Annotated in this window: 17 protein-coding genes; 3 read left to right on the top strand and 14 right to left on the bottom strand. The window is 65.4% G+C overall.

Annotation, left to right across the window (positions count from 1 at the left end; genetic code table 11):
- Both AB7M16_RS01315 and AB7M16_RS01310 read right to left on the bottom strand, forming a co-directional pair.
- Positions 1–1,392, bottom strand: a complete 1,392-nt coding sequence (locus AB7M16_RS01315; protein ID WP_453942927.1) for an efflux RND transporter periplasmic adaptor subunit — start codon at positions 1,390–1,392, stop codon at positions 1–3.
- The gene (locus AB7M16_RS01310; protein ID WP_453942926.1) at positions 1,382–2,866 is read right to left on the bottom strand and encodes an efflux transporter outer membrane subunit; all 1,485 of its coding nucleotides are present in this window, start codon (positions 2,864–2,866) and stop codon (positions 1,382–1,384) included. Before AB7M16_RS01310 ends, AB7M16_RS01315 begins: the two co-directional genes overlap by 11 nt.
- 726 nt (positions 2,867–3,592) lie before the next feature.
- Here AB7M16_RS01310 and AB7M16_RS01305 point away from each other — a divergent pair.
- Positions 3,593–4,627: a cysteine synthase A gene (locus tag AB7M16_RS01305; protein WP_453942925.1), complete on the top strand. Its 1,035-nt coding sequence runs from the start codon at positions 3,593–3,595 to the stop codon at positions 4,625–4,627.
- 58 nt (positions 4,628–4,685) lie between these two features.
- Here the strand turns inward: AB7M16_RS01305 and AB7M16_RS01300 are convergent, their stop codons facing one another.
- The 7 genes from AB7M16_RS01300 to AB7M16_RS01270 form a co-directional block, all read right to left on the bottom strand.
- Positions 4,686–6,923, bottom strand: coding sequence for an O-linked N-acetylglucosamine transferase family protein (locus tag AB7M16_RS01300; protein WP_453942924.1), 2,238 nt, complete (start codon positions 6,921–6,923; stop codon positions 4,686–4,688).
- A 118-nt stretch (positions 6,924–7,041) separates the two neighbouring features.
- Positions 7,042–9,312 (bottom strand): O-linked N-acetylglucosamine transferase, SPINDLY family protein, encoded by a 2,271-nt coding sequence (locus AB7M16_RS01295; RefSeq protein WP_453942923.1) that lies wholly within the window; start codon positions 9,310–9,312, stop codon positions 7,042–7,044.
- A gap of 114 nt (positions 9,313–9,426) precedes the next feature.
- Entirely contained in the window at positions 9,427–11,658 is a 2,232-nt protein-coding gene (locus AB7M16_RS01290; RefSeq protein WP_453942922.1) for an O-linked N-acetylglucosamine transferase family protein, read from the bottom strand.
- A 94-nt stretch (positions 11,659–11,752) separates the two neighbouring features.
- A complete protein-coding gene (locus tag AB7M16_RS01285) occupies positions 11,753–12,490 on the bottom strand; it encodes an amino acid ABC transporter ATP-binding protein (protein ID WP_172789102.1) in 738 nt (245 codons plus the stop codon).
- Positions 12,491–12,501: 11 nt separating this feature from the next.
- Complete coding sequence (locus AB7M16_RS01280) at positions 12,502–14,022, bottom strand: amino acid ABC transporter permease (RefSeq protein ID WP_453942921.1); 1,521 nt, start codon at positions 14,020–14,022, stop codon at positions 12,502–12,504.
- Positions 14,019–15,224 carry an amino acid ABC transporter permease gene (locus tag AB7M16_RS01275; protein WP_212257033.1) on the bottom strand — a complete coding sequence of 402 codons (1,206 nt, stop codon included), beginning with the start codon at positions 15,222–15,224 and terminating at the stop codon, positions 14,019–14,021. The genes AB7M16_RS01280 and AB7M16_RS01275 overlap by 4 nt, the downstream gene beginning before the upstream one ends.
- A gap of 25 nt (positions 15,225–15,249) precedes the next feature.
- Positions 15,250–16,266, bottom strand: coding sequence for an amino acid ABC transporter substrate-binding protein (locus tag AB7M16_RS01270; RefSeq protein ID WP_453942920.1), 1,017 nt, complete (start codon positions 16,264–16,266; stop codon positions 15,250–15,252).
- Positions 16,267–16,667: 401 nt separating this feature from the next.
- Here AB7M16_RS01270 and metC point away from each other — a divergent pair, with 401 nt between their 5' ends.
- Positions 16,668–17,852, top strand: a complete 1,185-nt coding sequence (gene metC, locus AB7M16_RS01265) for a cystathionine beta-lyase (protein ID WP_453942919.1) — start codon at positions 16,668–16,670, stop codon at positions 17,850–17,852.
- 156 nt (positions 17,853–18,008) lie between these two features.
- Positions 18,009–19,700, top strand: coding sequence for a Na/Pi cotransporter family protein (locus AB7M16_RS01260; RefSeq protein WP_453942918.1), 1,692 nt, complete (start codon positions 18,009–18,011; stop codon positions 19,698–19,700).
- A gap of 10 nt (positions 19,701–19,710) precedes the next feature.
- On the opposite strand, the gene AB7M16_RS01255 is transcribed toward AB7M16_RS01260, so the two are convergent.
- The 5 genes from AB7M16_RS01255 to pbpC form a co-directional block, all read right to left on the bottom strand.
- A complete protein-coding gene (locus AB7M16_RS01255) occupies positions 19,711–20,049 on the bottom strand; it encodes a lipid-A-disaccharide synthase N-terminal domain-containing protein (RefSeq protein WP_025036223.1) in 339 nt (112 codons plus the stop codon).
- A complete protein-coding gene (locus tag AB7M16_RS01250) occupies positions 20,046–20,783 on the bottom strand; it encodes a glycosyltransferase family 2 protein (protein WP_453942917.1) in 738 nt (245 codons plus the stop codon). The genes AB7M16_RS01255 and AB7M16_RS01250 overlap by 4 nt, the downstream gene beginning before the upstream one ends.
- Before the next feature lie 64 nt (positions 20,784–20,847).
- On the bottom strand, positions 20,848–21,693 hold the full coding sequence (locus tag AB7M16_RS01245; protein WP_453942916.1) for a phosphatase PAP2 family protein: 846 nt from the start codon (positions 21,691–21,693) through the stop codon (positions 20,848–20,850).
- 1 nt (position 21,694) lies between these two features.
- Positions 21,695–23,437 (bottom strand): ArnT family glycosyltransferase, encoded by a 1,743-nt coding sequence (locus AB7M16_RS01240; RefSeq protein WP_453942915.1) that lies wholly within the window; start codon positions 23,435–23,437, stop codon positions 21,695–21,697.
- Positions 23,438–23,487: 50 nt separating this feature from the next.
- A complete protein-coding gene (gene pbpC / locus AB7M16_RS01235) occupies positions 23,488–25,599 on the bottom strand; it encodes a penicillin-binding protein 1C (protein ID WP_453942914.1) in 2,112 nt (703 codons plus the stop codon).
- Position 25,600: the final 1 nt, after the last annotated feature.

Below are 25,600 nucleotides of genomic sequence, written 5' to 3'. Positions count from 1 at the left end.
TCATGGCTGCTTGGCTCCACTTTCCGATGCCCCCGGCCCCGGTGCCGGTCCTGTCTGCCCCTTCTGGTCGCCTTCGCTGCTCTTGCGCTTGGCGCGCAACTCGCTGTCCTTGCCCTGCCCGTCCTTCTGGCCTTCTTTGGCACCGTCCTGCCTCTGAGCGTCCGGTGCGCGCGAGCGCTTGCGCGGGGCGAGATCGGCCGACGGCGTCTGGTCGTCGCGGCCGACGATCACCTTGGAGCCGTCGGACAGATTGGCAAAGCCCGTGGTGACGACCCTGTCGCCCGCCGACAGGCCGCTGGCGATCACGGCATCATGCTCGTTCTGCTGGGTCACCGTCACGGGCTTGGCCGAGACGATGTTGCCCTCGCCGATGACGTAGCTGAAAGTGCCGATCGGGCCGCGCTGCACCGCCGAGGTCGGCACCACCAGCGCCTGCGTCAAGGTCTCGACCTTGAGGCGGACGTTGACGAACTGGCCCGGCCAGAGCTGGTAATTGGCATTGGGAAATTCGGCCTTGAGCCTGAGCGTGCCGGTGGTCTGGTCGACCTGGTTGTCGATGCCGGTAAGCTTGCCGGTATCGATCACCGTAATGCCGTCATTGCCGAACACGTCGACCGCGAGCGTACCCTTCGCCGCGGCCGCATTGACCCGCATGATCTGTTGCTGCGGCAGGCTGAACCACACCGCAATCGGCTGCAATTGCGTGATCACCACGAGGCCGGTGGTGTCGGAGGCATGAATGATGTTGCCCTGGTCGACCTGGCGCAGGCCGGCACGACCCGAGATCGGCGCCACGATCTTGGTGTAGCTCAGCGTCGCCGCAGCGTTGTCGATCGCGGCCTGATCGGCCTTGACCAGCGCCTCGGTCTGCGCGACCAGCGCGCGCTGGGTGTCGGCCTGCTGCTTGGAGCCGGCGTTGGAGGCGGCGAGCTGCTCGTAGCGTGTCAGGTCGATGCGCTGGTTTGCGAGCTGGGCCTGATCCTGCGCCTTCTTGGCGACCGCCTGGTCGTACTGCGCCTGATAGATGGCCGGATCGATCTCGCCGAGCACGTCGCCCTTCTTGACGTCCTGGCCCTCCGTGAAGTTGACCGCGATCAGCTTGCCGTCGACCTGCGAGCGCAGGGTCACGGTGTTGAGTGCGCGGATCGCGCCGACGCCGTCGAGATAGACCGGCACGTCCTGGATGCGCGGGCTCGCTGCCAGCACCGGCACAGGCAGATCGGGACGCTGGTTGCGGTTGTTCGTCTGCTGCTGGTGCATGACGATCCAGCCGACATAGCCCAGGCCGCCGAGGATCGCGAGCGTGATCAGGGTCATGACGAAGCCGCGGCCGCGCGATCTCGTCGCCGTCCCCTCTCCCGCGCCCTGCTTGGTGTCGGGCTTAAAGAGCATTGACCGGTTTCTCCATTCGCGGCTCCCAGCCGCCGCCGAGCGCCTGGTACAGGCTGACGATGGCCAGAAGCCGTGCGAGTTGGGCCTGCGACAGCGCGTCTTCCGCCTGGAACAGGGTCAGTTGGGTGTTGAGCACGGTGACGATGTCGGCGGTGCCGGCACGCAATTGCTGCTCGGAGAGATCGAAAGCGCGACGCGAGGCGGCAACGACGTCGCGCTGCAATTGCAGCTTGATCGTGGTCTGCTTGATCGAGAACAGCGCGTTGTCGACGTCGGCAAAGGCCTGGACGATGGTCTTGCGGTAGGTCTGCAGCAGCTCGTCCTGCCGCGCCTTGGCCAGTTCGAAATTGCCGAGGATCTTGCCGCCGTCGAAGATCGGCTGCGTCGCGCTGCCGACGAGCTGGAAGAAGGCCGCATGCGGCTGGAACAGCGAGACCAGCGCCGCGCTCTGATAGCCGCCATTGCCGGTGAGCTGGATGGTCGGAAAGAACTGCGCACGGGCATTGCCGATGTTGGCGGTGGCCGAGGCGAGCTGCGCCTCCTGCCGGCGGATGTCCGGCCGCTGCGTCAGCAGCTCCGACGGCAGGCCGGGCGTCACGCGCGGGATCGCGATCCGATCCAGGGAGCCGCCGTGCACGCGCACGCTCTCCGGCGGGCGCGAGACCAGCACGGCGAGCGCGTTGACGTTCTGATCGAGTGTCTGGCGCAGCGGCGGCACCAGGGCCTTCTGATTCGCCAGCACGCTCTCCTGCTGGGCGACGTCGAGATCGGTGCCGGTGCCGGCCTTGCGGCGGTCCCTCACCGCATCGAGGATGCGCTGCGCGCTCGCGATGTTGCGCTGAGAGGTCCTGATGCGATCCTGCGAGGCCAGCACCTGGAAATAGGCGTTGGCGACGGCGGCGAGCGTGGTCAGCGCGACCGTGTCGCGATCGAAGCGGTTGGCGTTCGCAGTCTCCTCTGCCGATTGCAGCGCGTCGCGGTTCTGGCCCCAGAAATCGAGCTGGTAGCTCGCGCTGAGCGAAGCCTGATAGTTGACGACCTCACGGCCGCCATTGGTGAGCCCCGAGGCCGAAGAGCCGGAGGTGCGCGAATAGGTCTCCTGGCCGGTGCCAGACAGACTCGGCAGCAACGCCGCGCCGGCCTGCCGCGCCTGGGCGTCAGCCTGGACGATACGGGCCACGGCGGCAGCGATGTCGAGATTGACGGTCTGCGCTTCCTCCATCAGCTGCGTCAGCTCCGCAGAGCGGAAACCGCGCCACCAATCCAGCGACGGCGGCGCATCGCCCTTGCCGGCATATTTGTAATGCGCGGGAACGTCGAGCGCGGGATCGGGAAGATCCTGGGTCAGCACGCAGGCCCCCGAGGCGGCGGCGAGACACAGCACGGCCATCCATCGGGCCGCGGGCCGCATCCTGAATGCAGAACCGAGAGATCGCCGCGAGGCGATCGCTGGAACTTGGTGTGTCACGTCCACCCCCCGCCGGGCAGATCAAGCCGCCGCAACGCCGCCGGATTAACCGATTCGCGGCGGGACAGTCGGGTGGCCTTGGACAACGCGTTCACAGCGGTGATGCTTTCTGCGGAACCTGCGATGCATACTAGCCGGGCGCGGAACGGCGGGACAGTGCCGCAGTTGCGAGATGCCCGGGCCAATGCGCTGGGCGCGAGCTGAAGAAAATACGAAAAGTACCTGTCTCGCAGTAACTTCTTTTACTGAGAAACATTGGGAAACGTAAGCAAGCTTACCAAGATTTCATGTGATATCGCGGCCACACCCTTAGCTTCGCTCTTCATTTGGACCGCCCAACGCGCCTTCAGCTCAGTCCCATCCTCTGCGCGGCGCGCAACACCGTCAATCTTGCCGAAAACGAAGCCGTCCAACGCGCCGATATTCTCCTGGGCTGTCACCGCGGTCCACGCGTCCTGTCGCAGCCCGTCTCGCCAGTGGCAAGAATTGGTCGCGACAGCGCTCATCGGGAGCGCAATCGTTTCTTGCCCTGGCCGGGGTTCGGCTGTTTCCTCCTACTCATATCCCGCCTCATGGCCCCGCGCATCAGCGCCGGTCTCTTCTCGGGCATATCACTGTTTCCGTGGGCGTTTCGCTCGGGTTCGCCGCAGCGCAAAAGCCTTCCCCTTTGGCGTGCCAAGCACTAGGTTCGGGCCAAAGCCGATCAACCCCTTGGTAGTGATTTCCCCTGACATGACCATTCGCAACGACGTTGTCGAGGCCATCGGCAACACCCCCCTCATCAAGCTCAAGCGGGCTTCGGAATTGACCGGCTGCACCATCCTGGGCAAGGCCGAGTTCATGAATCCCGGTCAGTCGGTGAAGGACCGCGCCGGCAAATGGATGATCCTGGAGGCCGAGAAGCGCGGCGAGCTGAAGCCCGGCGGGCTCGTGGTGGAAGCGACCGCCGGCAATACCGGCATCGGCCTTGCCGTCGTTGCGAGCGCGCGCGGCTACCGCACCCTGATCGTGATCCCGGAGACGCAGAGCCAGGAAAAGAAGGACTTCCTGAAGCTTTGCGGCGCCGAGCTGATCGAGGTGCCGGCCCTTCCCTACGCCAACCCCAACAACTACCAGCATGTCGGCCGGCGGCTCGCCGACGAGCTGCGCAAGACCGAGCCCAATGGCGTGCTGTTCGCCGACCAGTGGAACAACCTCGACAACGCCAAGGCGCATTACGAATCCACGGGGCCCGAGATCTGGGAGCAGACCGGCGGCAAGGTCGACGGCTTCGTCTGCTCGGTCGGCAGCGGCGGCACGCTGGCCGGCGTCAGCCGCTATCTGAAGGAGAAGAACAAGGACATCCGCATCGCCTGCGCCGATCCGCACGGCGCCGGCATGTACGAATATTTCAGGACCGGGGATCCCAAGGCGACGCCCGGCGGCTCGATCACCGAGGGCATCGGCCTCAACCGCGCCACGGCGATCGTCGAGACCGCCAAGGTCGACGAGGCCTATCTCGTTCCCGACACTGACGCCGTCAGCGCGATCTACGAGCTGCTCCAGCACGAAGGTCTGTGCCTCGGCGGCTCGACGGGCATCAATGTCGTCGGCGCGATGCGACTTGCGAAGCAGCTCGGGCCCGGCAAGACGATCGTCACCGTGCTGTGCGATTCCGGCAGCCGCTATCTGTCGAAGCTGTTCAACGCGGACTTCATGCGGGCCAAGAACCTGCCGGTGCCGGAATGGCTGGAGAAGCGCAGCAACATCAAGCCGCCGTTCGTCTGATCGTCACGCGCGTCCTCGGGCCGAGGGCGCACGTCCACAAGCACTGCGCAGTTCGGCTCTAAGCGATCTCCCCGCTTTCCAAGGCTGCGGCGCAATAGTCGCGCCAGAGCTTGCGGTAGCCCTCCTCGACCCTGCGCGTGTAGGTTTCGACATTGCCCGCGGCTGAAGCTGCGATCCGGGCCGGCAATTCCGCGCGCAACTGTGCCAGAAGCGCGGGCTGGGCAGCAAATTGGCACGCGATCGCGGCGTAGCCCGCGTCATCCTCGGCCACCCAGTCGTCGAGACCGACGGCCGCCACGATGGAGCCGCCGGCGCGCGACGATGCGCCGTGGCCGAGCTTGGCGACGACCGGAACGCCCGCATAGAGGGATTCCCAGGTGCTGACGCCACCGTTCTGCGGAAATGGATCGAGCGAAATATCGACCAAGGCGAAGGCTCGCAGATGATCGGCGCGCTCGGACGAGCCGAGGCAAGTGATCCTCTCTTCGGCAATCCCGTGAGCGACAAACCGCGCGAGGAGACCGTCGCGCACCAGGGCATCGTCGAGCAGCGTATGCTTGATGATGATCTTCGATCCGGCCACCTCCCGCATCACGTTCGACCAGACGCGGATGGCCTCGTCCGAAATCTTGTTGACGCGGTTGAACACGCCGAAGGTGACGTAGCCGTTGCGGAGCATGGGAAGCTCCGACGGCGGCACATCCAGGATGGGATCGATCGTGATCAGGCACGGCAGGTCATAGACCTTTTCGGTCAGCAGATGCCGTGCCGATTGCGGAATGAAGACGGGGTCCGCGAGCACGTAGTCCATCGTCCGAAGGCCCGTACCGGTCGCGTGTCCGAAGCCCGTGACCTGGATGGGCGCCGGCTTGCGGGCGAAGACCTGGAGCCTGTTGCCCGACGAATGCCCGGAGACGTCGATCAGGATATCGACCTTGTCGGCCTCGATACGATCGGCCAATTCGTCGTCGAACATCTGCCAGGCATCGACCCAGACGTCCGCCGCCGACCTGAATTCGGCCGTGATCGCATCTTTCGTCGGCGAACACGAATAACAGACGACCTCAAAGCTCGCATGATCATGGTGGCGCAGCACCGGCAGCAGGCCGAACGCCGCCGAGTGATACCAGAATTCGGCAGAAACATAGCCGATCACGATCCGCCTGTCGGGATCGAGCTGCCGAGAGGCGAGCGTCCTTTGCGGCAAGCGGGCGCCGATCGCTTCGCCCCAGGACCTTCGTGTCGCCTGCTGGATCGTGAAATCTGCGTCGGGAAGAAAGTCCAGAAAGTAGATCTTCCGCGCCATCAAGTCTGGATCCGGCGAGATCGCCAGCGCCGCGTCGAGATGTTCGATCGCGGAGGCGATTTCTCCCTGATTTGCAAGGCAGGAGCTCAGCAAGGCCAATGCGATCGTGGAACGTGGATTTTGCTCGAGCAAAGTCGTGCAGGCCAGGATCGCCTGTGCGGTGTTCCCCAGGCTGAGCGAGACCTCCGCCTTTCCCCGCAAGGCAAGTTCGAACCGCGGCGAAAGTGCAAGTGCCGCATCGAAGTCCGCGGCAGCCTGTTCCAGCCGCGACAGTGCCGAGTTGAGGCGTCCGCGCTGCGCCAGAATCTTCGCAGAATCGGGCTTGATCGCGAACGCCGCCGCGAGCGCAGCTTCCGCTTCATCGTAGCGCTTGAGCTCGATGCTGACCATTCCCTTGCCGATGAGCGCTTCGACGTGGCGCGGCTGAAACAACAGCGCGCGATCAAAGCTCTCCCTGGCGCGGTCAAAACGGTACAGTGCCAGCTCCGCCACGCCACGATTGCAAAGCGCGTCGGCGTAGTCGGGCTTCAGCTTGATGGCGCGATCGTAGATATCGATAGCCTGTCCCGGCAGGTTCATCTGGAGCAAGGTGTTGCCGAGGCCGACAAGGGCCGGCGTAAAATTCGGCTTCAGCGCGATCGCCCTCTCCTGACAGGCGCGGGCCGCCTCCAATTTCTGAAGGACGACGTAGACGGTCGCGAGATTGCTCTGCGCCTCGTGCGAACGCGGATCGATCGCGATCGCACGCTCGAGCAGCTGTTGCGCCTCCTCCAGGCGTCCGCCCTGCTGCACACTCAGCCCGAGCAGGTGCGTGGCGTCGAAATGATCCGGAACGGCTTGCACGATCTGGCGGCAGAGCGCCTCGCACTCCGCATACCTGCCCTGGCCATAGGCGCTCGCCGCGGCGGGAATGATGGCGTCGGCCTGCTTCTTCAATTTCTTCTGCAATCGCGCATTCTGGAATGCGCGCGCGCCGGCGCTGCTCTGCAAGGTGTCTCTCCGGAAGATGGCCCAGGGCCGAGTCTAACTGATTCGCGTCCCGGCCCGGCCGAACTGCCGGACCAGAAATCCGTCCGGGAGATCCCGGGGTTCGCCTGCAGGATGCGGCTCAGGAGCCGCCAGGTGCGTCCGCCTCGCTGACCGCGGCGTCGCCGCGCTCGCCGGCAGCGGCACAATAGTCGCGCCAGAACTTGCGGTACCCCGCTTCGAGCTCACGCGTGTAGATCTCGACATTGCCGGCGGGCGAGGCTGCGATCTGGGCCGGCAAGCCCGCGCGCAACTTCGCCAGATATTCGGGCTGCGAGGCAAACTTGCGGGCGATCTCGACATAGCCGTCGTCGTCCTCCGCGACCCATTCGCCGAGGCCGACGGCCGCCACGATGGAGGCGCCGGCACGCGAGGAGGCCCCAATGCCGAGCTTGGCCACGACCGGAACGCCCTTGTAGAGGGATTCCCAGGTGCTGATGCCGCCGTTCTGCGGGAACGTGTCGAGGGAAATATCGATCTTGTCGAACGCCATCAGGTGATCGTCGCGCGAGGTGGTGCCGAGGCAGGTGATGTCCTCCTCCGCAATGCCCTGCGCAATGAAACGTGCGACCAGGCTATCGCGCAGCAGGGTATCGTCGAGCAGACCGTGCTTGAGGACGATCTTCGATCCCGGCACCTCGCGCATGATGCGCGACCACACACGGATCGCATCATCCGAGATCTTGTAGATGCGGTTGAACACTCCGAAGGTAACGTAGCCGTTGCGGAGCATCGGCAGCTCGGAGGGCTGCAGATTGGTGACCGGCTCCATCGTGATCAGGCACGGCAGATCGTGGATCTTCTCGGGAAACAGATGCCGGGCCGAAGGCGGAATGAAGATGGGATCGGCGAGCACATAATCCATGGTCTGCATGCCTGTGCCCGTCGCGTGTCCGAAGCCGGTGGCCTGGATCGGAACCGGCTTCCGCGCGAAAACCTTCAGCCTGTTGCCGGTCGTGTGGCCGGACACGTCGATCAGGATGTCGACATTATCGGCCTGAATGCGATCGGCGAGCTCGTCGTCAGAAAGCCCCCAGGCATCCACCCAGACGTCCGCCAATGATTTGAACATGGCGGTGTACTCGTCCGCGCCCGGCCAGGAATAGTAGCAGACGATCTCGAACTTGGTATGATCGTGGTTGCGCAGCACCGGCAGCAAGGTGAGGCCCGCCGAGTGCTGCCGGAATTCGGCGGCGACATAGCCGACCACGATCCGCTTTTCCGGATCGAGCGGCCGCTTCGGCAGCGTCCTTTGCGGTATCTTCGAGCCGATCGCATCCCACCAGGACTTCCGTACAGCCTGCTGGACCGAGAAATCGGCCTCCGCGAGGTAGTCGAGCAAGAAGATCTTGCCCCTGATCGCATCTCCATAATCCGGCCGGAGAGCAAGTGCGCGATCGAGATAGTGGATCGCAGCGTCCATGTCTCCCTGGTTTGAATAGGCGAAGCCCATCAGGGCCTGCCCCATCTCGGAGCGCGGATTTTGCTCGATCAACGCCGCTGCGGCCGCCATCGCCTGCGCGGTCCTTCCCATCACGAGGCAGGCCTGTGCCTTGCCGCGCAGCGCCAGTTCGAGCTTGGGCGAGATCGCGAGCGCCGCTTCGAAATCCGCAAGCGCGGGCTCGAGGCGCTGCAGCTCGTAGCTGAGCCGCCCGCGCTGGGCCAGGATCCTCGGCGCGCCGGGCTTGATCGCGAGCGCCGTCGCAAATTTGGCTGCCGCCTCCTCGTGATGCCGCAGCTCCATGCTGACCATGCCGCTGCCGACGATGGCCTCGGCGTGACGCGGCTGAAACAGCAAAGCGCGATCGAAGCTCTCCTTGGCACGCATGATCTGCCCAAGCACGATCTCGACCATGCCGCGATTGCAGAACGCATCGGCATAATCCGGTTTGATCTTGATCGCGCGCTCGTGCAGCTCGAGCGCTTGTTCGTACTGGCCCATATGCATCAGCGTATTGCCGAGGTTGGTCAGCGCCACCGCGAAATTCGGCTTCAGCGCGATCGCCCTCTCCTGGCACCGCCGCGCCTCCTCGTAATTGCCGAGGTCGAAATGCACCGTCGCGAGGTTGTTATGGGCATCGTGCAGGCGCGGATCGAGCGCAATCACGCGCTCCAGCAGCTCTCTTGCCTCCTCGAGGCGCCGGCCGTCATGGGCGCACATGCCGAGCAGGTGAAGGGCATCGACATGATCCGGAAGGGCTTTCAGGATCTCGCGGCACAGCGCCTCGGTCTCGGCATATCGGCCCTGGCCATAGGCGTTCGCCGCGGCGGCAATCACGGCGTCGGCCTGCTTCATCAATTTCTTCTGCAATCGCGCATTCTGAAACGCGCGCGCGCCGCCGCTCTTCTGCAAGGTGTCTCTCCGGAGGATGCCCTCGGCAAAGTCTAACTGATTCGCGAGCCTGGCCGGCCGGTCACCCGAGCTCCATCGCTTCCGGGATTTCACGGGGCCCGGCGCAAGATCTTGCTACACCAGCTCCGAGGCGGCGGCACAATGATCGCGCCAGAACCGGCGATAGGCCGCCTCGACCTCACGCGTGTAAAGTCCGACGTCGCCGGCGGGCGAGGCAGCGATCCGAGCCGGCAGATCCGCCCGCAACTTTGCCAGATGGGCCGGCTGCGCCGCATATTTGCACGCGATCGCGGCATAGCCCTCGTCATCCTCGGCCACCCAGTCATCGAGGCCGACGGCCGCGACGATGGAGCCGCCGGCGCGCGACGAAGCGCCGTGGCCCAGCTTGGCGACGACCGGAACGCCGGCATAGAGGGACTCCCAGGTGCTGATGCCGCCATTCTGCGGGAACGTATCGAGGGAAATGTCGACCATCGCAAAGGCCCGCAGATGCTCGGGGCGCGAGGTCGAGCCCATGCAGATGACGTTCTCTTCGGCGATGCCCTGCGCCGTGAACCGCGCGATCAGCCGATCGCGCAGCAATGGATCGTCAAGCAGCCCGTTCTTGACGATGATCTTCGATCCCCTCACCGCATGCATGACTTTCGCCCAGACCCGGATGGCCTCGTCCGAAATCTTGAAGATGCGGTTGAACACGCCGAAAGTGACGTAGCCGTTGCGGAGCATGGGAGGCTCCGAAGGCGGCACGTGCAGGATCGGATCGATCGTGATCAGGCACGGCAGGTCATGGACCTTCTCGGCCAGGAGGTGGCGCACCGATTGCGGAATGAAGATCGGGTCCGCGAGCACGTAGTCCATGGTTCGAAGGCCTGTCCCCGTGGCGTGCCCGAAGCCCGTGACCTGGATCGGCGCCGGCTTGCGGGCAAAGACATGAAGCCTGCTGCCGGTCGTGTGCCCGGACACGTCGATCAGAATGTCGATCCCATCGGCCTGGATGCGGTCGGCCAGCTCGTCATCGGACAATTGTGCGGCGTCGACAAAGACATCCGCGAGAGGCTTGAACCTCTCCGTCATGTCGTCCTGCACCGGCCAGCAGGAATAGCAGACAATCTTGAACCTGGCGTGATCATGATGGCGCAGCACCGGCAACAGCGAGTACGCCGCGGAGTGGTTCCTGAATTCGGACGCGACGTATCCGATCACGATCCGCCGGTCCGGATCGAGCGACCGGGGCGCCAGCGTCCTTTGCGGAAGCTTGGCACCGATCGCATCCCACCAGTATCTTCGCGCGGCCTGCTGCGCGACGAAATCGGCCTCCGGCAGGTAGTCCAGCACAAAGATCTTGTATCCGATCGCCTCCGGGAAGTCCGGTGCGATCTCGAGCGCAGCGTCGAGGTGTGCGAGCGCCGTCCCGATGTCTCCCTGGTTGACGTGGCAGGCCGCCAGAAGCGCCAACCCCATCTCGGATCGCGGATTGACCTCGAGCAGTGTCTTGACGCCCGCCATCGCCCGCGCGGTGTTTCCCGCGAGAATGTCGATCTGCGCCCGCCAGCACAGCGCGAGCTCGAGCCGTGGCGATTGCGCCAGCGCCGCGTCGAGATCCGCGGCCGCCTGCTCCAGCCGGGACAGACTGAGGTTGAGCCGTCCACGCTGCAGCAGAATCCGCGGCGAACCCGGCTTGATCGCGAGCGCTGCGTCGAAGGCGGCAGCCGCCACCGCGAAGTGCCGGAGCTCGAGGCTGACCATGCCCCCGCCCGCGATCGCCTCGGCGTGAGATGGCTGAAACGACAGGGCGCGTTCGAAGCTCGCCTTGGCGCACTCGAACTGGCCGGTCATCAACTCCGCCATGCCGCGGTTGCAGAACGCATCGGCATAATCCGGCTTCAGCCTGATCGCCCGCTCATGCAGCCCGATCGCCTCATCGCCGAGGCCGATGTGCAGCAACGTATTGCCGAGATTGGTCAGGGTGATCGGACAATTCGGCTTCAGCGCGATGGCCTTCTCCTGGCAGGCGCGGGCGTCTTTGAATTTCTCCATCGCGAAATAGACGGCCCCGAGATTGCCGTGCGCGTCGGGCGAGCGCGGATCGAGCGCAATCGCACGCTCGAGCAGGAATTCCGCTTCCTCGAGCCGCCCGCCGTCGAACGCGCGCAGGCCGAGCAGGTGCGTGGCATGGAAATGATCGGGCACTTCCTTCAAGATCTCGCGGCAGAGCATCTCGGCCTCGGCAAGCCTGCCCTGCCCGAGCGCCTCGATCGCGAAGGCCATGACGGCGTCCGCCTGCTTCTTCAGCTTCTTTTCCAGTCGCGCATTCTGGTATGCGCGCGCGCCGGCACTGCTCTGCAAGGTCTCTCTCCGGAGGATGGGTCCGAAGAGAGGCAAGCCGATTCGGATGGTGCCAGGCTTGCGGTCAGGCCGGCGAGGCCGCCGGCGCCGAGGCTCAGCGCAGAATCTGGCTCAGGAACAGCTTCGTGCGCGCGTGCTGCGGGGCGGCGAAGAACTCGTTCGGGGTGTTGGCCTCGATGATCTGCCCGGCGTCCATGAACACGACGCGATTGGCAACCTCGCGGGCAAAGCCCATCTCGTGGGTGACGACCAGCATGGTCATGCCTTCTTCAGCGAGGTCGACCATGGTGTCGAGCACCTCCTTGACCATCTCGGGGTCGAGCGCCGAAGTCGGCTCGTCGAACAGCATCACCTTCGGGTTCATGGTCAGGGCCCGGGCAATCGCGACACGCTGCTGCTGGCCGCCGGACATCTGGCCCGGAAACTTGTTGGCCTGGTGCGGGATCTTGACCCGCTCCAGGAACTTCATCGCAGTCGCCTCGGCGTCCTTCTTGGGGATGTTGCGGACCCAGATCGGCGCCAACGTGCAATTGTCGAGCACGGTCAGATGCGGGAACAGATTGAAGCTTTGGAACACCATGCCGACTTCACGGCGAACCGCATCGATATGCTTGAGGTTCGGCCCGAGCTCGATGCCGTCGACGACGATCTCGCCCTCCTGGAATTCCTCCAGCGCATTGATGCAGCGGATCAGCGTGGACTTGCCCGAGCCCGAGGGGCCGCAGATCACGATGCGCTCGCCCTTCTGCACCGCAAGGTCGACGTCGCGCAGGACGTGGAAATCGCCGTACCATTTGTTCAGGCCGGAAATCTTGACGATGGGGGCGGACATGGTGGCCTCGATCAGTTGCGGCGGTGGGCGTTGAGGCGCCGCTCGACGAACAACGAATAGCGCGACATTCCAAAGCAGAACATGAAGTAGATGATCCCGGCGAAGGCGAAGCCGGTGAACGCCGTCGACGGCGTCGACCATTTCGGATCCGCGAACGAGGCGCGCAGCGAGCCGAGCAGATCGAACAGCGCCACGATCGAAACCAGCGAGGTGTCCTTGAACAGCGAGATGAAGCTGTTGACGAGGTTCGGAATGACGTGCCGCAGCGCCTGCGGCAGCACGATCAGCGAGGTCGTCTTCCACCAGGACAGCCCGAGGGCGGCGGCCGCCTCGCTTTGACCGCGCGGGATCGCCGCGAGCCCGCCGCGGACGTTCTCGGCCTGATAGGCACCGGTGAACAGCGCGATGCCGATCAGCGCACGCACCAGGCCATCGACGGTGAAATTTCCGGGCAGGAACAGGGGCAGCATGTAGGTTGCGAAGAACAGCACGGTGATCAGCGGCACGCCGCGCCAGAACTCGATGAAGGCGATCGAGAAGATCCGGATCAGTGGAATCGTCGAGCGGCGGCCGAGTGCGAGCGCAATGCCGATCGGCAGCGAGGTGACGATGCCGGTGACGGAGACCACCAGCGTCACCAGGAGGCCGCCCCACAGGTTCGTCGTCACGACCGGCAATCCGCCGTGGTCGAGATCCATCAGCTTGATCACGATGGCGATGGCAATGAAGGTGGCGATGCTCGATGCCAGAGCCCGCCCGCCGGTGCGAACACCGCCGCCGAGAACGAAGGCGATCAGGCAGACGATCGCGGCTGTGATGGCGAAATCCGTCCAGACCGACTGGCCCGTGCCCTGGATATAATCGCGCAGCCAGGTGAGCGGAAAGATCAGCCAATGGATCGCCGTGCCGAGCAGAACGATGAGGCTGCCGACGGCCCAGAGCAGCGGGCCGACCGCAGAGGTCCTGCTCGAGGTGAGCAGCGCCTGTCCGGCACCGACGATGCTCTCGTCGAACAATTGCAGCAGGCCAGCGGTCCAGCTCAGCCCAAAGCCCTTGATGCCGCCGCCGTGCAGCAGGAAGAAGGCCACCACCGGAAAGGCGACGAAGAACAGGCCGGCATTCAGGCTCTTCGCCGGCAGCCGCGGAACGAGCAGCGGCAACAGCAGGACGGTTGCGAGCAACAGCGTCAGGTTCACCCGCCAGCGCTCGGCCTCGGGATAGAAGCCGTAGATCAGTTGCGGGAGCTTCGCCTGGATGTAGGGCCAGCAGGCGCCGACCGCGAAGCCGGCGTTCTCGGCGAGGCACGCGGCGCGGTCCTTGCCGCTCCAGACCGCATCGACCATCAGGAACTTGACGGAGGGAATGATGGTGAACCAGAGCAGCAAGGCGCCCAGGATCGTCAGCAGGATGTTGGTCGGCGAGTTGAACAGGCGCGTGCGCATCAGGCCGATGAAGCCCGTCGTCTTCACCGGCGCCGGACGCTCGGCGAGCAGGTCCTGGCGGACGAAGTTGGATGACATGACATCGCTCATGCGCCGAGGCTCCGGCTGACGCGCCAACCGTAGACGCTCATGATCGCGCTGGTGAGGAGCGAGATCAGGAGATAAACACCCATCGTCATGGCGATGATCTCGATCGCCTGCCCGGTCTGGCTCAGCGACGTGCCGGCGAACACCGACACCAGGTCAGGATAGCCGATCGCGACCGCCAGCGACGAGTTCTTGGTGAGATTGAGGTACTGGTTGGTCAGCGGCGGCACGATGACGCGCATGGCCTGCGGCACGACGATGAGGCGGAGCGTGGCGCCGCGGCTGAGGCCGAGCGAAGATCCCGCCTCCATCTGCCCCTTGTGAACGGACAGGATGCCGGCGCGCACGATCTCGGCGATGAAGGCGGCGGTATAAGTGGACAGCGCCACCGTCAGCGCCACGAATTCCGGGATGATGCGTGAGCCGCCGGCGAAGTTGAACCCCTTCAGCTGCGGCAGCTCGAAGGTGAAGGGCAGACCGAATACCAGCATCGTGGCGAGCGGAAGCCCGAACAGCAGGGCCAGCACGTAAGGCCAGATGTGGATCACCTGCCCGCGCTGAAACAGCGCTCGCCTGGCGTAGAAGCGCAGCGCCAGCGAGGCGACGATGCCGAGCGCCAGCACCGCCAGGAATGGCTCGAGACCGCTCTGGCCGATCGGGCTCGGAACGACGAGGCCGCGATTGCTGATGAAGGCGACGCCGAGCAGGGAAATGCTCTGCCGCGGATTGGGCAAGGCCGCGAGCACCGCCAGATACCAGAACAGGATCTGGAACAGCAGCGGCAGGTTGCGGATGACCTCGACATAGATCTCGCCGACGCGCGACAGCAGCCAATTGGGCGACAGCCGGCACAGCGCGACGATGAAGCCGATCACCGTGGCGAAGAAGATGCCCACCACGGAGACCACGAGCGTGTTCAACAGCCCGACCACGAACACGCGCAGGAACGTGTCCGAGCCGGTATAGGAGATCAGGGTCTGGTTGACGTCGAAGCCGGCATTGTTCCTGAGGAAGCCGAAGCCGGCGGCGATGTGCTGGTTCTCGAGATTGGCCCGCGCATTGGAGACGATCTCGTAGCCGATCCAGCCCAGGATCGCCGCGAAGGCAAACTGGACGGCAACGCCGTTCCAGCCTGCCTTGCCGCCCAGAATGCGCCGGATCTTCAGCGCGATCTGGGGCGGCGGTTTTCGAGCCTCGGTGCTCATGCCGCTGCCGGCCGATCGGGGCTGATCAGCGGATCGGCGGCGCGTACTGAAGACCGCCCTTGTTCCAGAGATTGTTGACGCCGCGATTGATGCCGAGCGGCGAGCCGGCACCGACGTTGCGATCGAACACCTCGCCGTAATTGCCGACGGTCTTCACGATCCGCACCACCCAATCCTTGGTCAGGCCGAGCTGTTCGCCGAAATTGCCGTCGCTGCCCAGCACGCGCTTCAGCTCGGGATTTTCCAGCTTCGCCTTCTCGTCGACGTTCTTCGAGCTGACGCCGAGCTCTTCGGCGGTGAGCATCGCAAACAGCGTCCATTTCACGATGTCGAACCACTGGTCGTCGCCGTGGCGCACCATCGGGCCGAGCGGCTCCTTCGAGATGATCTCGGGCAGCACCATATGCTCGTTGGGATTGGCGAGCTTGAGGCGATTGGCGTACAGGCCCGACTGGTCGGTGGTGAAGACGTCGCAGCGGCCGGCTTCATAGGCCTTGACGGTTTCGTCGTTGGTGGCGAACGCGATCACCTCGTACTTCATGTTGTTGGCCGTGAAGTAGTCGGCGAGATTCTGCTCGGTGGTGGTGCCGGTCTGCACGCAGACCGACGCGCTGTTGAGCTCGAGCGCCGAATTCACCTTCAGCGACTTCTTCACCATGAAGCCCTGCCCGTCGTAATAGGTCACTCCGGTGAAATTGGCGCCGAGCGAGGTGTCGCGCGAGATGGTCCAGGTGGTGTTGCGCGAGAGCACGTCGATCTCGCCGGATTGCAGCGCGGTGAAGCGGTCCTTGGCGGACAGCGGCACGAACTTGACCTTGGTCGGATCGTTGAAGATCGCGCCGGCAATGGCGCGGCAGACGTCGACGTCGATGCCGGTCCAGTTGCCCTTGTCGTCGGGCGAGGAGAAGCCCGGCAGGCCCTGGCTGACGCCGCAGGACACCATGCCCCGGTCCTTGACAGTCTTGAGCGTTTGCGCATCGGCGGCTTGGGCGGTGAGGCCGGCGGCGAGAGCAAGGGTGAGAGCCAGGGTTACGCGTTTCATGGGCTTTGGGCCTTTCAAGGTCGTCTCAAGGTCAGGAATGTTGTCGTTAGGTTCGTCTCTGCCAGGCCAGGTCTTCTAAGGGTCTGGCCTTGCAAGAGTCATGCTGGAAAACCTTGCCGAACACTCGCCGATCTCGGGAGGCCATACCTTCATCCCCGCCGCTGGCGCCCGCCATCTCGTTGGCTGTGACGCGAAGTCCGGTCAGGCAATGGATCGAAGGTCGCGGCAGGCCCCTCAACATGCGGCGACTGAATAGCACCTGCGCATCACAGAACGACTGGCGAGCCGGGTCAAGGGGTTGACGGGACTCTTCTGTGTTCTGTTATTAACGACCGCGGCCTTCCGGCCGGCCCAGGGGCGCGATGCGTCCGGTGGAAAACGCGGTTTTTGAAAGCAGACGCATGGATTCTTCGCACCCCCAAGAGCAGCACGCCGAGACCCGGCTGGTCACCTCCGGCCGCGACACCAAGGCGCAGAAGGGGTTCGTCAATCCGCCGGTCTTCCACGGCTCGACCGTGCTCTATCCGACCGCCGAGGACCTGCACGCCCATCGCGGCGAGTTCACCTATGGCCGTCACGGTTCCCCGACCACCAAGGCGTTCCAGGAGACTCTGATGGCGCTGGAGGGTCCGCAATGCGCCGGCGTCGGCATCGTGCCGTCGGGGCTGTCGGCGATCTCCACCACCCTGCTCTCGGTGCTGAACGCCGGCGACCACATCCTGGTGGTCGACAACGTCTATCGGCCCACGCGCAATTTCTGCAACGGCATGCTGACCCGCTACGGCGTCGAGACCACCTATTTCGATCCGCTGATCGGCGCCGGCATCGACAAGCTGTTCAAGCCCAACACCCGGGCCGTTCTGGTGGAGGCGCCGGGCTCGCAGTCGTTCGAGATGCCCGACATCCGCGTCATCGCCGACGTCGCGCATGGGCGCGGCGCGCTCGTCATCGACGACAACACCTGGGCGACGCCGCTCTATCACCGCTCGCTGGAACAGGGCGTCGACATCAGCATGCAGGCCGCCACCAAATATATCGGCGGCCATTCCGACATCATGTTCGGCACCATCTCGGCCAACGCCAAGGCCTGGCCGATGATCGCCGAAGGCATCCGCCTGCTCGGCGTCTGCGCCGGCCCCGACGACGTCTTCCTGGCGCTGCGCGGCCTGCGCACCCTGTCGGTGCGGCTCGCGCAACATCATCGCTCCGGGCTCGAGATGGCGCGCTGGCTGGCGGCGAGGCCTGAGGTCGCGCGCGTGCTGCATCCCGGGCTTGAGACCGATCCCGGTCATGCGATCTGGAAGCGCGACTTCAGCGGCGCCTCGGGCCTGTTCAGCATCGTGCTGAAGCCGGCGCCGCAGAAGGCGGTCGACACCATGCTCAACACGCTCAAGCTGTTCGGCATGGGCTTCTCCTGGGGCGGATTCGAAAGCCTCGCGATTCCCTTCGATTGCGACGCCTATCGGACCGCGACCAAATGGGCGCCCGGCGGCCCGACGCTCCGTCTCCACATCGGGCTCGAGAGCACCGACGATCTCAAGGCCGATCTCGATCGCGGCTTCGCTGCCCTCAAAGCGGCAATGTGAGCCTGCGCGCAAGGCATCGCGCCTGCGGACGCGCCAATGCGCGCCGCGGGAACGTGCAGCCACGGCAAACGTTAACGCCGATGCGCCAACAAATGGTTTGATCCTCAAGCATTTGGCGCTAGCCTCAGCAATCGACTTCCAATCCGGACACGGAGCATGGGAACGTTGGTTCTGCTCGATCTCATGGGCGGCGTTGCGCTGTTGCTGTGGGGCCTGCACATGGTCCACAGCGGGATCTTGCGCGCCTTCGGCCCCGACCTCAGGCGCCTGCTCGGCAAGGCGCTGAGCAACCGCGCCAGCGCCTTCGCGGCCGGGCTCTCGCTCACGGCGCTGCTCCAGAGCAGCACGGCGACGGCGCTGATCACCTCGTCGTTCGCGGCCGAGGGCCTCGTCAGTCTCGCCGCAGCGCTTGCCATCATGCTGGGAGCCAATGTCGGCACGACGCTGATCGTGCAGGTGCTGTCATTCAACATCGCAGCCGTCGCGCCGGTGCTGTTCGTGCTCGGCCTCGTCGCCTTCCGCGCGGGACCGCGCTCCCGGATCAAGGACATTGGCCGCGTCTGCATCGGCCTCGGCCTGATGCTGCTGTCGCTGCACATCCTGCTCGACACGATGGCGCCGGCGGAGAACGCACCCGGCATGCGCCTCGTGATGTCGGCCGTCACCGGCGATCCCGTTCTCTGCATCGTCATCGCCGCGCTCGTCACCTGGGCGGTACATTCGAGCGTCGCCAGCGTGCTTCTGATCATGTCGCTGGCCTATTCGCAGTTCATCACGCCGGAAGCGGCGCTGGCGCTGGTGCTGGGTGCCAATCTCGGCAGCGCCATCAATCCGGTGTTCGAAGGCGCCAGGCGCGACGATCCCGCGAGCTATCGCCTGCCGGTCGGCAATCTCATCAACCGCGTCATCGGGATCGCGCTCGTGCTGCCCTTCCTCGGCGTCATCGCCGGGCACATGCATGCCTGGCAGCCGGATCTCGCGAAGATGACGGCGGCCTTCCACATCGCCTTCAACGTCGGCACGGCCGTCCTCTTCATCGGCCTGCTCGACACCTTGTCGCGCCTGCTCACGCGGCTGTTGCCCGATCGGGTGCAGGAGGCCGACCCGGCCCGGCCGCGCTATCTCGACGAGACCGCGCTGGAGACGCCCTCGCTTGCGCTCGCCGACGCCGCCCGCGAAACCTTGCGCATGGGCGACTTCGTCGAGGTGATGCTGCGCAAGGTGATGGCCGCGATGATGACCGGCGACCGTGCGCTGGTCGACCAGGTCTCCAAGATGGACAATCTCGTCGACGGTCTCGACGAGGCCATCAAGCTCTACGTGACGAAATTGATGCGCGGCAGCCTCGACGAGAGCGAAGGGCGGCGCGCGATGGAGATCATCTCCTTCGCCATCAACCTCGAGCATATAGGCGACATCATCGACAAGAGCCTGAGCGAGCTCGCCACCAAGAAGATCAAGCGCCGCTTCCAGTTCTCGGCCGAGGGGGCCGAGGAGCTCGCCGCCTTCCACAAGCGCACGATGGATTCGCTGCGCATCGCCTTCGGCGTCTTCATGTCGGGCGACGCCAACGAGGCGCGCAAGCTGCTGGTTGAAAAGACCATGCTGAAGAACGCCGAGCTTGCCGCCGTCGAGCGTCATCTCGACCGCCTGCGCGAGGGCCGCTCCGAAACCATCGAAACGACGTCGCTGCATCTCGACGTGCTGCGCGACCTCAGGCGCATCCATTCGCACATCTGCTCGGTCGCCTATCCCGTGCTCGATGCGGCCGGCGAGCCCTACCGCAGAACCGAGACGGAGACGGCCACCCTGCCCGCCTCAGGCGCGGCGTCGGCGCTGCCGCGATAACCACCTCGTATCAGCGGTCCAGCGTCTTCGAGGCGGTGCCGCGGTTCTTCCAGATCAGCATGATGTTGCGGATATAGATGATCGTCGCCAGCGACTGTCCGAGGATGATCACGGGCTCGCGCTTCACGACGCCATAGACCAGCGTCATCAGCCCGCCGCCCATCGAGCAGAACCAGAACGCCATCGGCACCACGCTGTTGCCGGCGCGCTCGCTCGCGATCCACTGCACCAGGAAGCGCGCGGTGAAGAACAATTGCGCGACAAGGCCGAACGCCAGCCAGAAGTCGAACTTGGCGACGAAGACGTCATACAGATAATTGCTCAGCGCCTGACCGTATTGAATGATCATGCGTTCACCTCGGTCACCTCAGGCGTCGGCTTCTTGCGGCGGATCAGCCACCACACGCCTGCGAGATCCATGATGCCGATCCACAGCCGATCGAAGAAGCCATAGTTGGACACGCCGGAATGGCGCGGCCGGTCGATCACGTCGACATAGGCGATGTTGTAGCCTTCGCGGCGGACCAGCGCGGGGAGGAAGCGATGCAGCCCGTCGAAATAGGGCAGCATCAGGAAGACGTCGCGGCGGAACGCCTTCAGCCCGCAGCCGGTGTCGCGCGTGCCGTCCTTCAGGATGGCATTGCGAACCCCATTGGCCACGCGCGACTGGAATTTCTTGAAACCGGTGTCCTTGCGCCCGACGCGCTGGCCGGCAGCGAGCCCGACGCGCCCTGCTCCCTTCTCGACCGCCGCGATCAGGTCGGGCAGGAAGGCCGGATTATTCTGGCCGTCGCCGTCGAGCGTCGCCACGATCTCTCCGCGCGCCGCGCGCACGCCGCTGCGCACGGCCGCGGACTGGCCGCCCGATCTTGCGTGGCGAAGCTGACGCAGATTGCTCCGTTGTTTCATGATGGCGGCAAGCCGCTCGCCGGTGGCGTCGGTGGAGCCATCGTTGACGTAGATGATCTCATAGGGCCAGCGGCCATCGAGCGCCGCGCCGATCTCCGCGATCAGTGGCGCGATGTTGTCGGCTTCGTTGCGCACGGGAACGACGATGGAAACCGATGGCTGGGACGTCGACAAATCGAGGCTCGTGGTTGGAATTGACCTGCCCAAGGGAACCGGTGGTCCCGGCAGGCAGCCGCTTTTATGGGCCGGATGCCCGGTGGGCAACCCTTTTGAGGCGGTCGGAAACCGTCCCTGAAAGCGGCACGATGGTGCCGTCGGCGCGGATGGCAAAGCCGAGTTTTCGAGCCGCGAACCAGTAGCGGACGGCCAGGGCGCCGACCGTTCCGACCAGAGCGCCGGCCACGACGTCGCTCGGGTGATGGGCCAGCAGCACGAGGCGCGTCAGCAGGATCACGATTGCGTAAGTGAACATGAAGACGCGCAGGCGCGGCCACAATGCGGACACGGCAAACGCCAGGGCGAACGCAGCCACGGCATGGCCGGACGGCAGGCTGGCATAAGCTCCCGTCCCCTCGAACGGAACGAAGTTAAACGGATTGGCCGTGCCCCCGACGAAGGGGCGTCCGCGGCCGATGAGATATTTCAGGATCTCGGCGACGAAGGCAGACACGGCAACCGACAGAAACATGAATTGCAGCCGTGTGCCGAAGCCCAGCAGCAGCGCGCGGCGGCTCCCGCGCAGCCCGGCCGCGACGAGCGCCAGCACCACCAGCGCAGCCCCCAGCACCGAGAGGATATACTCGTCCTTGCCGAAATCGGTCAGGATCCGGATCGGCCACAGGCTCGGCGTGCCGCGCGGCGGCATCAGCAGGATCTCGGTCTGATCGAACGCGACCATCAGCACGATGACCAGGGCTGCACCCGCCATGGCAAGCCATAGTGAATGCCGCGCCAGCTTCCGGGCGGCCTCGGCGCGGCACGAATGCGAGGGCGACCGCACGAGCTGCGCCAGCGCGCGCCAGGACACGGCGAGCAATTGCGCGGGGTAACCGGCATGCGGCGCAATATCGGTCGGCGCCTGCATCCTATTCGGTACCTTCCGAGCGGAAGATCGAGATCGAGATGGCTCGTCCTTGCGAGAAATTATAACCGTCGATGCGCGCGCCGACCTTGTAGCGCAGCCCGATCGCCTCGGCGCGCTGCACGAAGCTGCGCTCCGAGCGCTGCTCGATCAGCGCGAAGCGGCAGCTGCCCTGCCGCAGGAAGTCCGCCGCGCCGGAGCCGTCGGTGAGCAAGGTCCGGGTGCCCGCCAGGAAGACGAGGCTCGGCTCGTGATAACCGGCCGCAGCCGCCTTTGGTCCGACGCAGGTGACGTTGCGAAGCGCGCGCGCGATCTCGACGCTGGGAAAGAGCGGCGTCAGCGACGGCAGCACGATGCCGTAGATCGTCACGGCGAGCATCAGGGCTGCGACCAGCGCGTTGAGCAGTGAGCGCTCGGCGCGGTTGGTATCGAACAGCCACCAGGCGAACAGGCCGAAGATCAGCGCGGCCGCGATGAACGGCCAGGCCACGAAGGCGGGCTGCCGCGTCAGCATCACCGCGCCGACCACCGCAATGATCGAGGCGGCGGCGGGGATCGCGAACCACCAGGCCGACCCGCGCATCAGCCAGGAGCGCGACAGCACGCGCCGCTCGACCGCGCCGGCGGTGAGGATCGCGATCGCTGGATACAGCGGCAGCACGTAATGCGGCAGCTTGGTCAGCACGGCCTCGAACACGATCCAGGACGGGATCAGCCAGGCCAGCAGGAACTGCGCGCCGGGCTCGCGCCGGGCCCGCCACACCGCAGGCGCCGCCATCGCCGCCAGCGGCGCGCCCGGCCAGAACGTGATCCAGAACAGCGCCAGGTACAGTCCGGGCGGCGCGCCGTGGGATTCCTGGGCCCCGATCTTGCTCAGCATGTCACCGCCGACAGAGTCAGCGAAGAAGGTCTCGCCCGCGCGCCAGAAGATCGCGACGAACCACGGCAGCACCAGCACCAGCATCCACATCAGGCCCCAGACCGGCCGCAGCTTCCACAGCCAGGAGGCGTCGCGGTCCTGGATCGCGAGCGCGACGATGGTCAGGCCTGCAAACATCAGGATCAGCGGGCCCTTGATCAGGATGCCCACTGCGAGCGCGGTCCAGAAAATCGCGGGCCAGCTCCACGGCGGATGCGTCTCGTCCTCGGCGCGCTGCCAGGACAAATATGCCCGCGCCATCGCGCCCATCGCGGAGACGACGCAAAGCAGCAGCATCGCATCGGTCTTCGCCAGGCGCGCTTCGACGCCGAGCAGCACGGAGGCGCACATCATCAGCGCCGCCAGCACCGCGGCGCGCCGCGTGACGAAGCCGAGCGCGGCCCAATAGGTCATGAGCACGGCGCCGATCGCGCCCATCAGCGACGGCAGCCGGTAGACCCAGATGCGCAATTCGGCCTTCGGCAGCTTGAGCATCGCGGCGGCTTCGACGGTCGCCGATTGCAACCAGTAGATGCCGACCGGCTTCTTGTAGCGGACGTCCTCCTGAAAGCGGATATCGACATAGTCGCCGCTCTCGACCATCTGCTTGGTGGCCTGGGCAAACCGTGCCTCATCGCGATCGATCGGCGGAATGGTGAAGAAGCCCGGCAGGAACAGCAGCAGCGCGCACAGCACCAGGAAGGCGACCGCGCGCGTGTGGCTGGCGGTGACGATGTCGAGCATGCGCACGAGCCCGCTGCCCGGATTTGCGGGCGATTTCGGCTCGCGGGGGGCTCCAAAACGGGGGCTTGGGTAGGTCTCGGCCATTGGTTCCGCTTACGCTGAAACCGCCATGGCCACAACCGCTTAAGGCCGGGTCATTGAATTCGAATGACGACTGTGTCCGCGGCGCCCGTGGCGTCGATCACCGTGAGCCGTGCAAAGCCCGGGCCGGGCGGATCGATCAGCCGTTGCCGGCGGCCGTCGATCTCGCCGAGCGCGGTGCCGTTAACCATGACCGTCATGGGCAGCACGCCGCCGGCGACCTTGACCGGCATGGCTGCGCTCTCCCGGCCACCTGATCGATCGACGTCGATCCGCGAGCCGTTCAGGGGAAACTGGATGTGCAGCGCCTGCTCGCCCCCGCTTCGCACCAGTTCGCCGACCGGGCGGAACCGCTTCAAGGGCAGCGGCAGCTTCGCGTTGCTTGCGACCAGGGTTCCCTTGGGCGGCTTCGGCAAGGGGGCCAGCGTCTTGCCGCTGCGGGCGAAGGCGTCGAACAGGATGGGCGCAGCGGCGACGCGTCCGATCAGGCCGGGAACCGGCGCCCCATCCGGACGGCCGACCCAGACGCCGATAGTCATGCGGCCGTCGAAGCCGACCGACCAGGCATCGCGATAGCCATAGGAGGTGCCGGTCTTGAAGGCGATGCGGTTGTGGGCGACGTTCTCCGGCGGGGGCGTGCCGAGCAGGACGTTGCCGACCTGCCAGGCTGCGACCTGATCCAGCAGCCGGAGCGGCTCGCGATCGTCCTTGGCCGTCACGATCTCGCGAAGCGGCTTGGTGGTTCCGAGCCGGGCGAAGCCGGCATAGAGCTGGGCGAGGTCCTGGAGCGTCACGCCGACGCCGCCGAGGCCCATGGCAAGGCCGGGCGCTTCGTCCTTGGGCAGGATGAGGTTGCCGCCGGCCTGCCGCAGCCGCGAGGCGAGCCGGCTCGAGCCGACGCGGTCGAGCAGCACGATGGCCGGCACGTTCAACGACAATTGCAGCGCCTTCCTCACCGGCACCGCGCCCTGGAAGGTCATGTCGAAATTTTCCGGCGCATAGGAGCCGAAGCGGACCGGCCGGTCGTCGATCAGACTGTCGGGATGGACGAAGCCGTCCTCGAAGGCGAGTCCGTAGATGAAAGGCTTCAGTGTCGAGCCGGGCGAGCGGACTGCGCGGGTCATGTCGACCTGCCCTGCCCGGCTCTCGTCGAAATAATCGGCCGAGCCGACGCGCGCGAGCACGTCGCCGCTCTCATTGTCGATCACGATGATGCCAACCGAGATGTTCGGACCCAGCGCGATGGCGCGGTCGCGCGCCAGCGGCTCCAGCATCTTCTGCAGGTTCGCATCGAGCGCCAGCTTGATGATCGGCGTGTCCTTGACCGTCGACAACGCAGAGTCGGAGGCATGCGGCGCCAGGATCGGCATCGGCTTGCGCAGGTTCGGCACCGCCACAGCCTTGGCCTGCGCCGCGTCGTCGGCACTAACCACGTGCTCCTCGACCATGCGGTCGAGCACGCGGTCGCGCGCCTTTCGCGCCGCCTCAGGATAGCGGTCCAGCCGGCGCGTCTCCGGCGACTGCGGCAGCGCGACCAGCAGCGCGGCCTCCGCCAGCGACAGCCGCTTCGGCTCCTTGCCGAGATAGGCGATCGACGCCGCGCGGATTCCTTCGAGATTGCCGCCATAGGGCGCGAGCGCCAGATAGAGATCGAGGATCTCTTCCTTGCTCATGCTGCGCTCGATCTCGATCGCACGCACGATCTGCCGCAGCTTTGCGTAGAGCGAACGCTGCCGCCGCGGCTCCATCAGGCGGGCGAGCTGCATCGTGATGGTCGAGCCGCCCGAGACGATTTGGCCGCGCGTTCCCAGCTGCATCGCGGCGCGCCCCAGCGCCAGCGGATCGATGCCGTCATGAGCGTAGAAGCGCTGGTCCTCATAGGCGAACAGCAGCTTCAGGTATGTCGGATCGACGTTGGTCTTGGCATCGACCGGCAACCGCCAGCGCCCATCCGCCATCGCATAGGCGCGCAGCAGCTTGCCATTGCGATCGACGATGGTGGTGGAGACCTGGCGGGCTTCGTCGAGTGGAAGCGGGCCGAGGGAGTAGACCCAGGCGACGAAGCCGATGATGGTGAGGATGAAAGAGAGCGCGGCTGTCGAGAGAAAGCGAAAGGCAATGCGCCCTCTCCACCCGTCATGGCCGGGCTTGTCCCGGCCATCCACG

The organism is Bradyrhizobium sp. USDA 372, assembly GCF_053629095.1.
Note: the sequence above shows the minus strand (reverse complement) of the source record. Positions and strands in the feature narration are given on the sequence as shown.

Bases quoted from the DNA above. Each gene is read 5' to 3' on its own strand.
- AB7M16_RS01315 (WP_453942927.1), bottom strand. From the start codon at position 1,392: ATGCTCTTTAAGCCCGACACCAAGCAGGGCGCGGGAGAGGGGACGGCG.
- AB7M16_RS01305 (WP_453942925.1), top strand. From the start codon at position 3,593: ATGACCATTCGCAACGACGTTGTCGAGGCCATCGGCAACACCCCCCTC.
- AB7M16_RS01285 (WP_172789102.1), bottom strand. From the start codon at position 12,490: ATGTCCGCCCCCATCGTCAAGATTTCCGGCCTGAACAAATGGTACGGC.
- AB7M16_RS01280 (WP_453942921.1), bottom strand. From the start codon at position 14,022: ATGAGCGATGTCATGTCATCCAACTTCGTCCGCCAGGACCTGCTCGCC.
- AB7M16_RS01275 (WP_212257033.1), bottom strand. From the start codon at position 15,224: ATGAGCACCGAGGCTCGAAAACCGCCGCCCCAGATCGCGCTGAAGATC.
- AB7M16_RS01270 (WP_453942920.1), bottom strand. From the start codon at position 16,266: ATGAAACGCGTAACCCTGGCTCTCACCCTTGCTCTCGCCGCCGGCCTC.
- metC (WP_453942919.1), top strand. From the start codon at position 16,668: ATGGATTCTTCGCACCCCCAAGAGCAGCACGCCGAGACCCGGCTGGTC.
- AB7M16_RS01260 (WP_453942918.1), top strand. From the start codon at position 18,009: ATGGGAACGTTGGTTCTGCTCGATCTCATGGGCGGCGTTGCGCTGTTG.
- AB7M16_RS01255 (WP_025036223.1), bottom strand. From the start codon at position 20,049: ATGATCATTCAATACGGTCAGGCGCTGAGCAATTATCTGTATGACGTC.
- AB7M16_RS01245 (WP_453942916.1), bottom strand. From the start codon at position 21,693: ATGCAGGCGCCGACCGATATTGCGCCGCATGCCGGTTACCCCGCGCAA.
- AB7M16_RS01240 (WP_453942915.1), bottom strand. From the start codon at position 23,437: ATGGCCGAGACCTACCCAAGCCCCCGTTTTGGAGCCCCCCGCGAGCCG.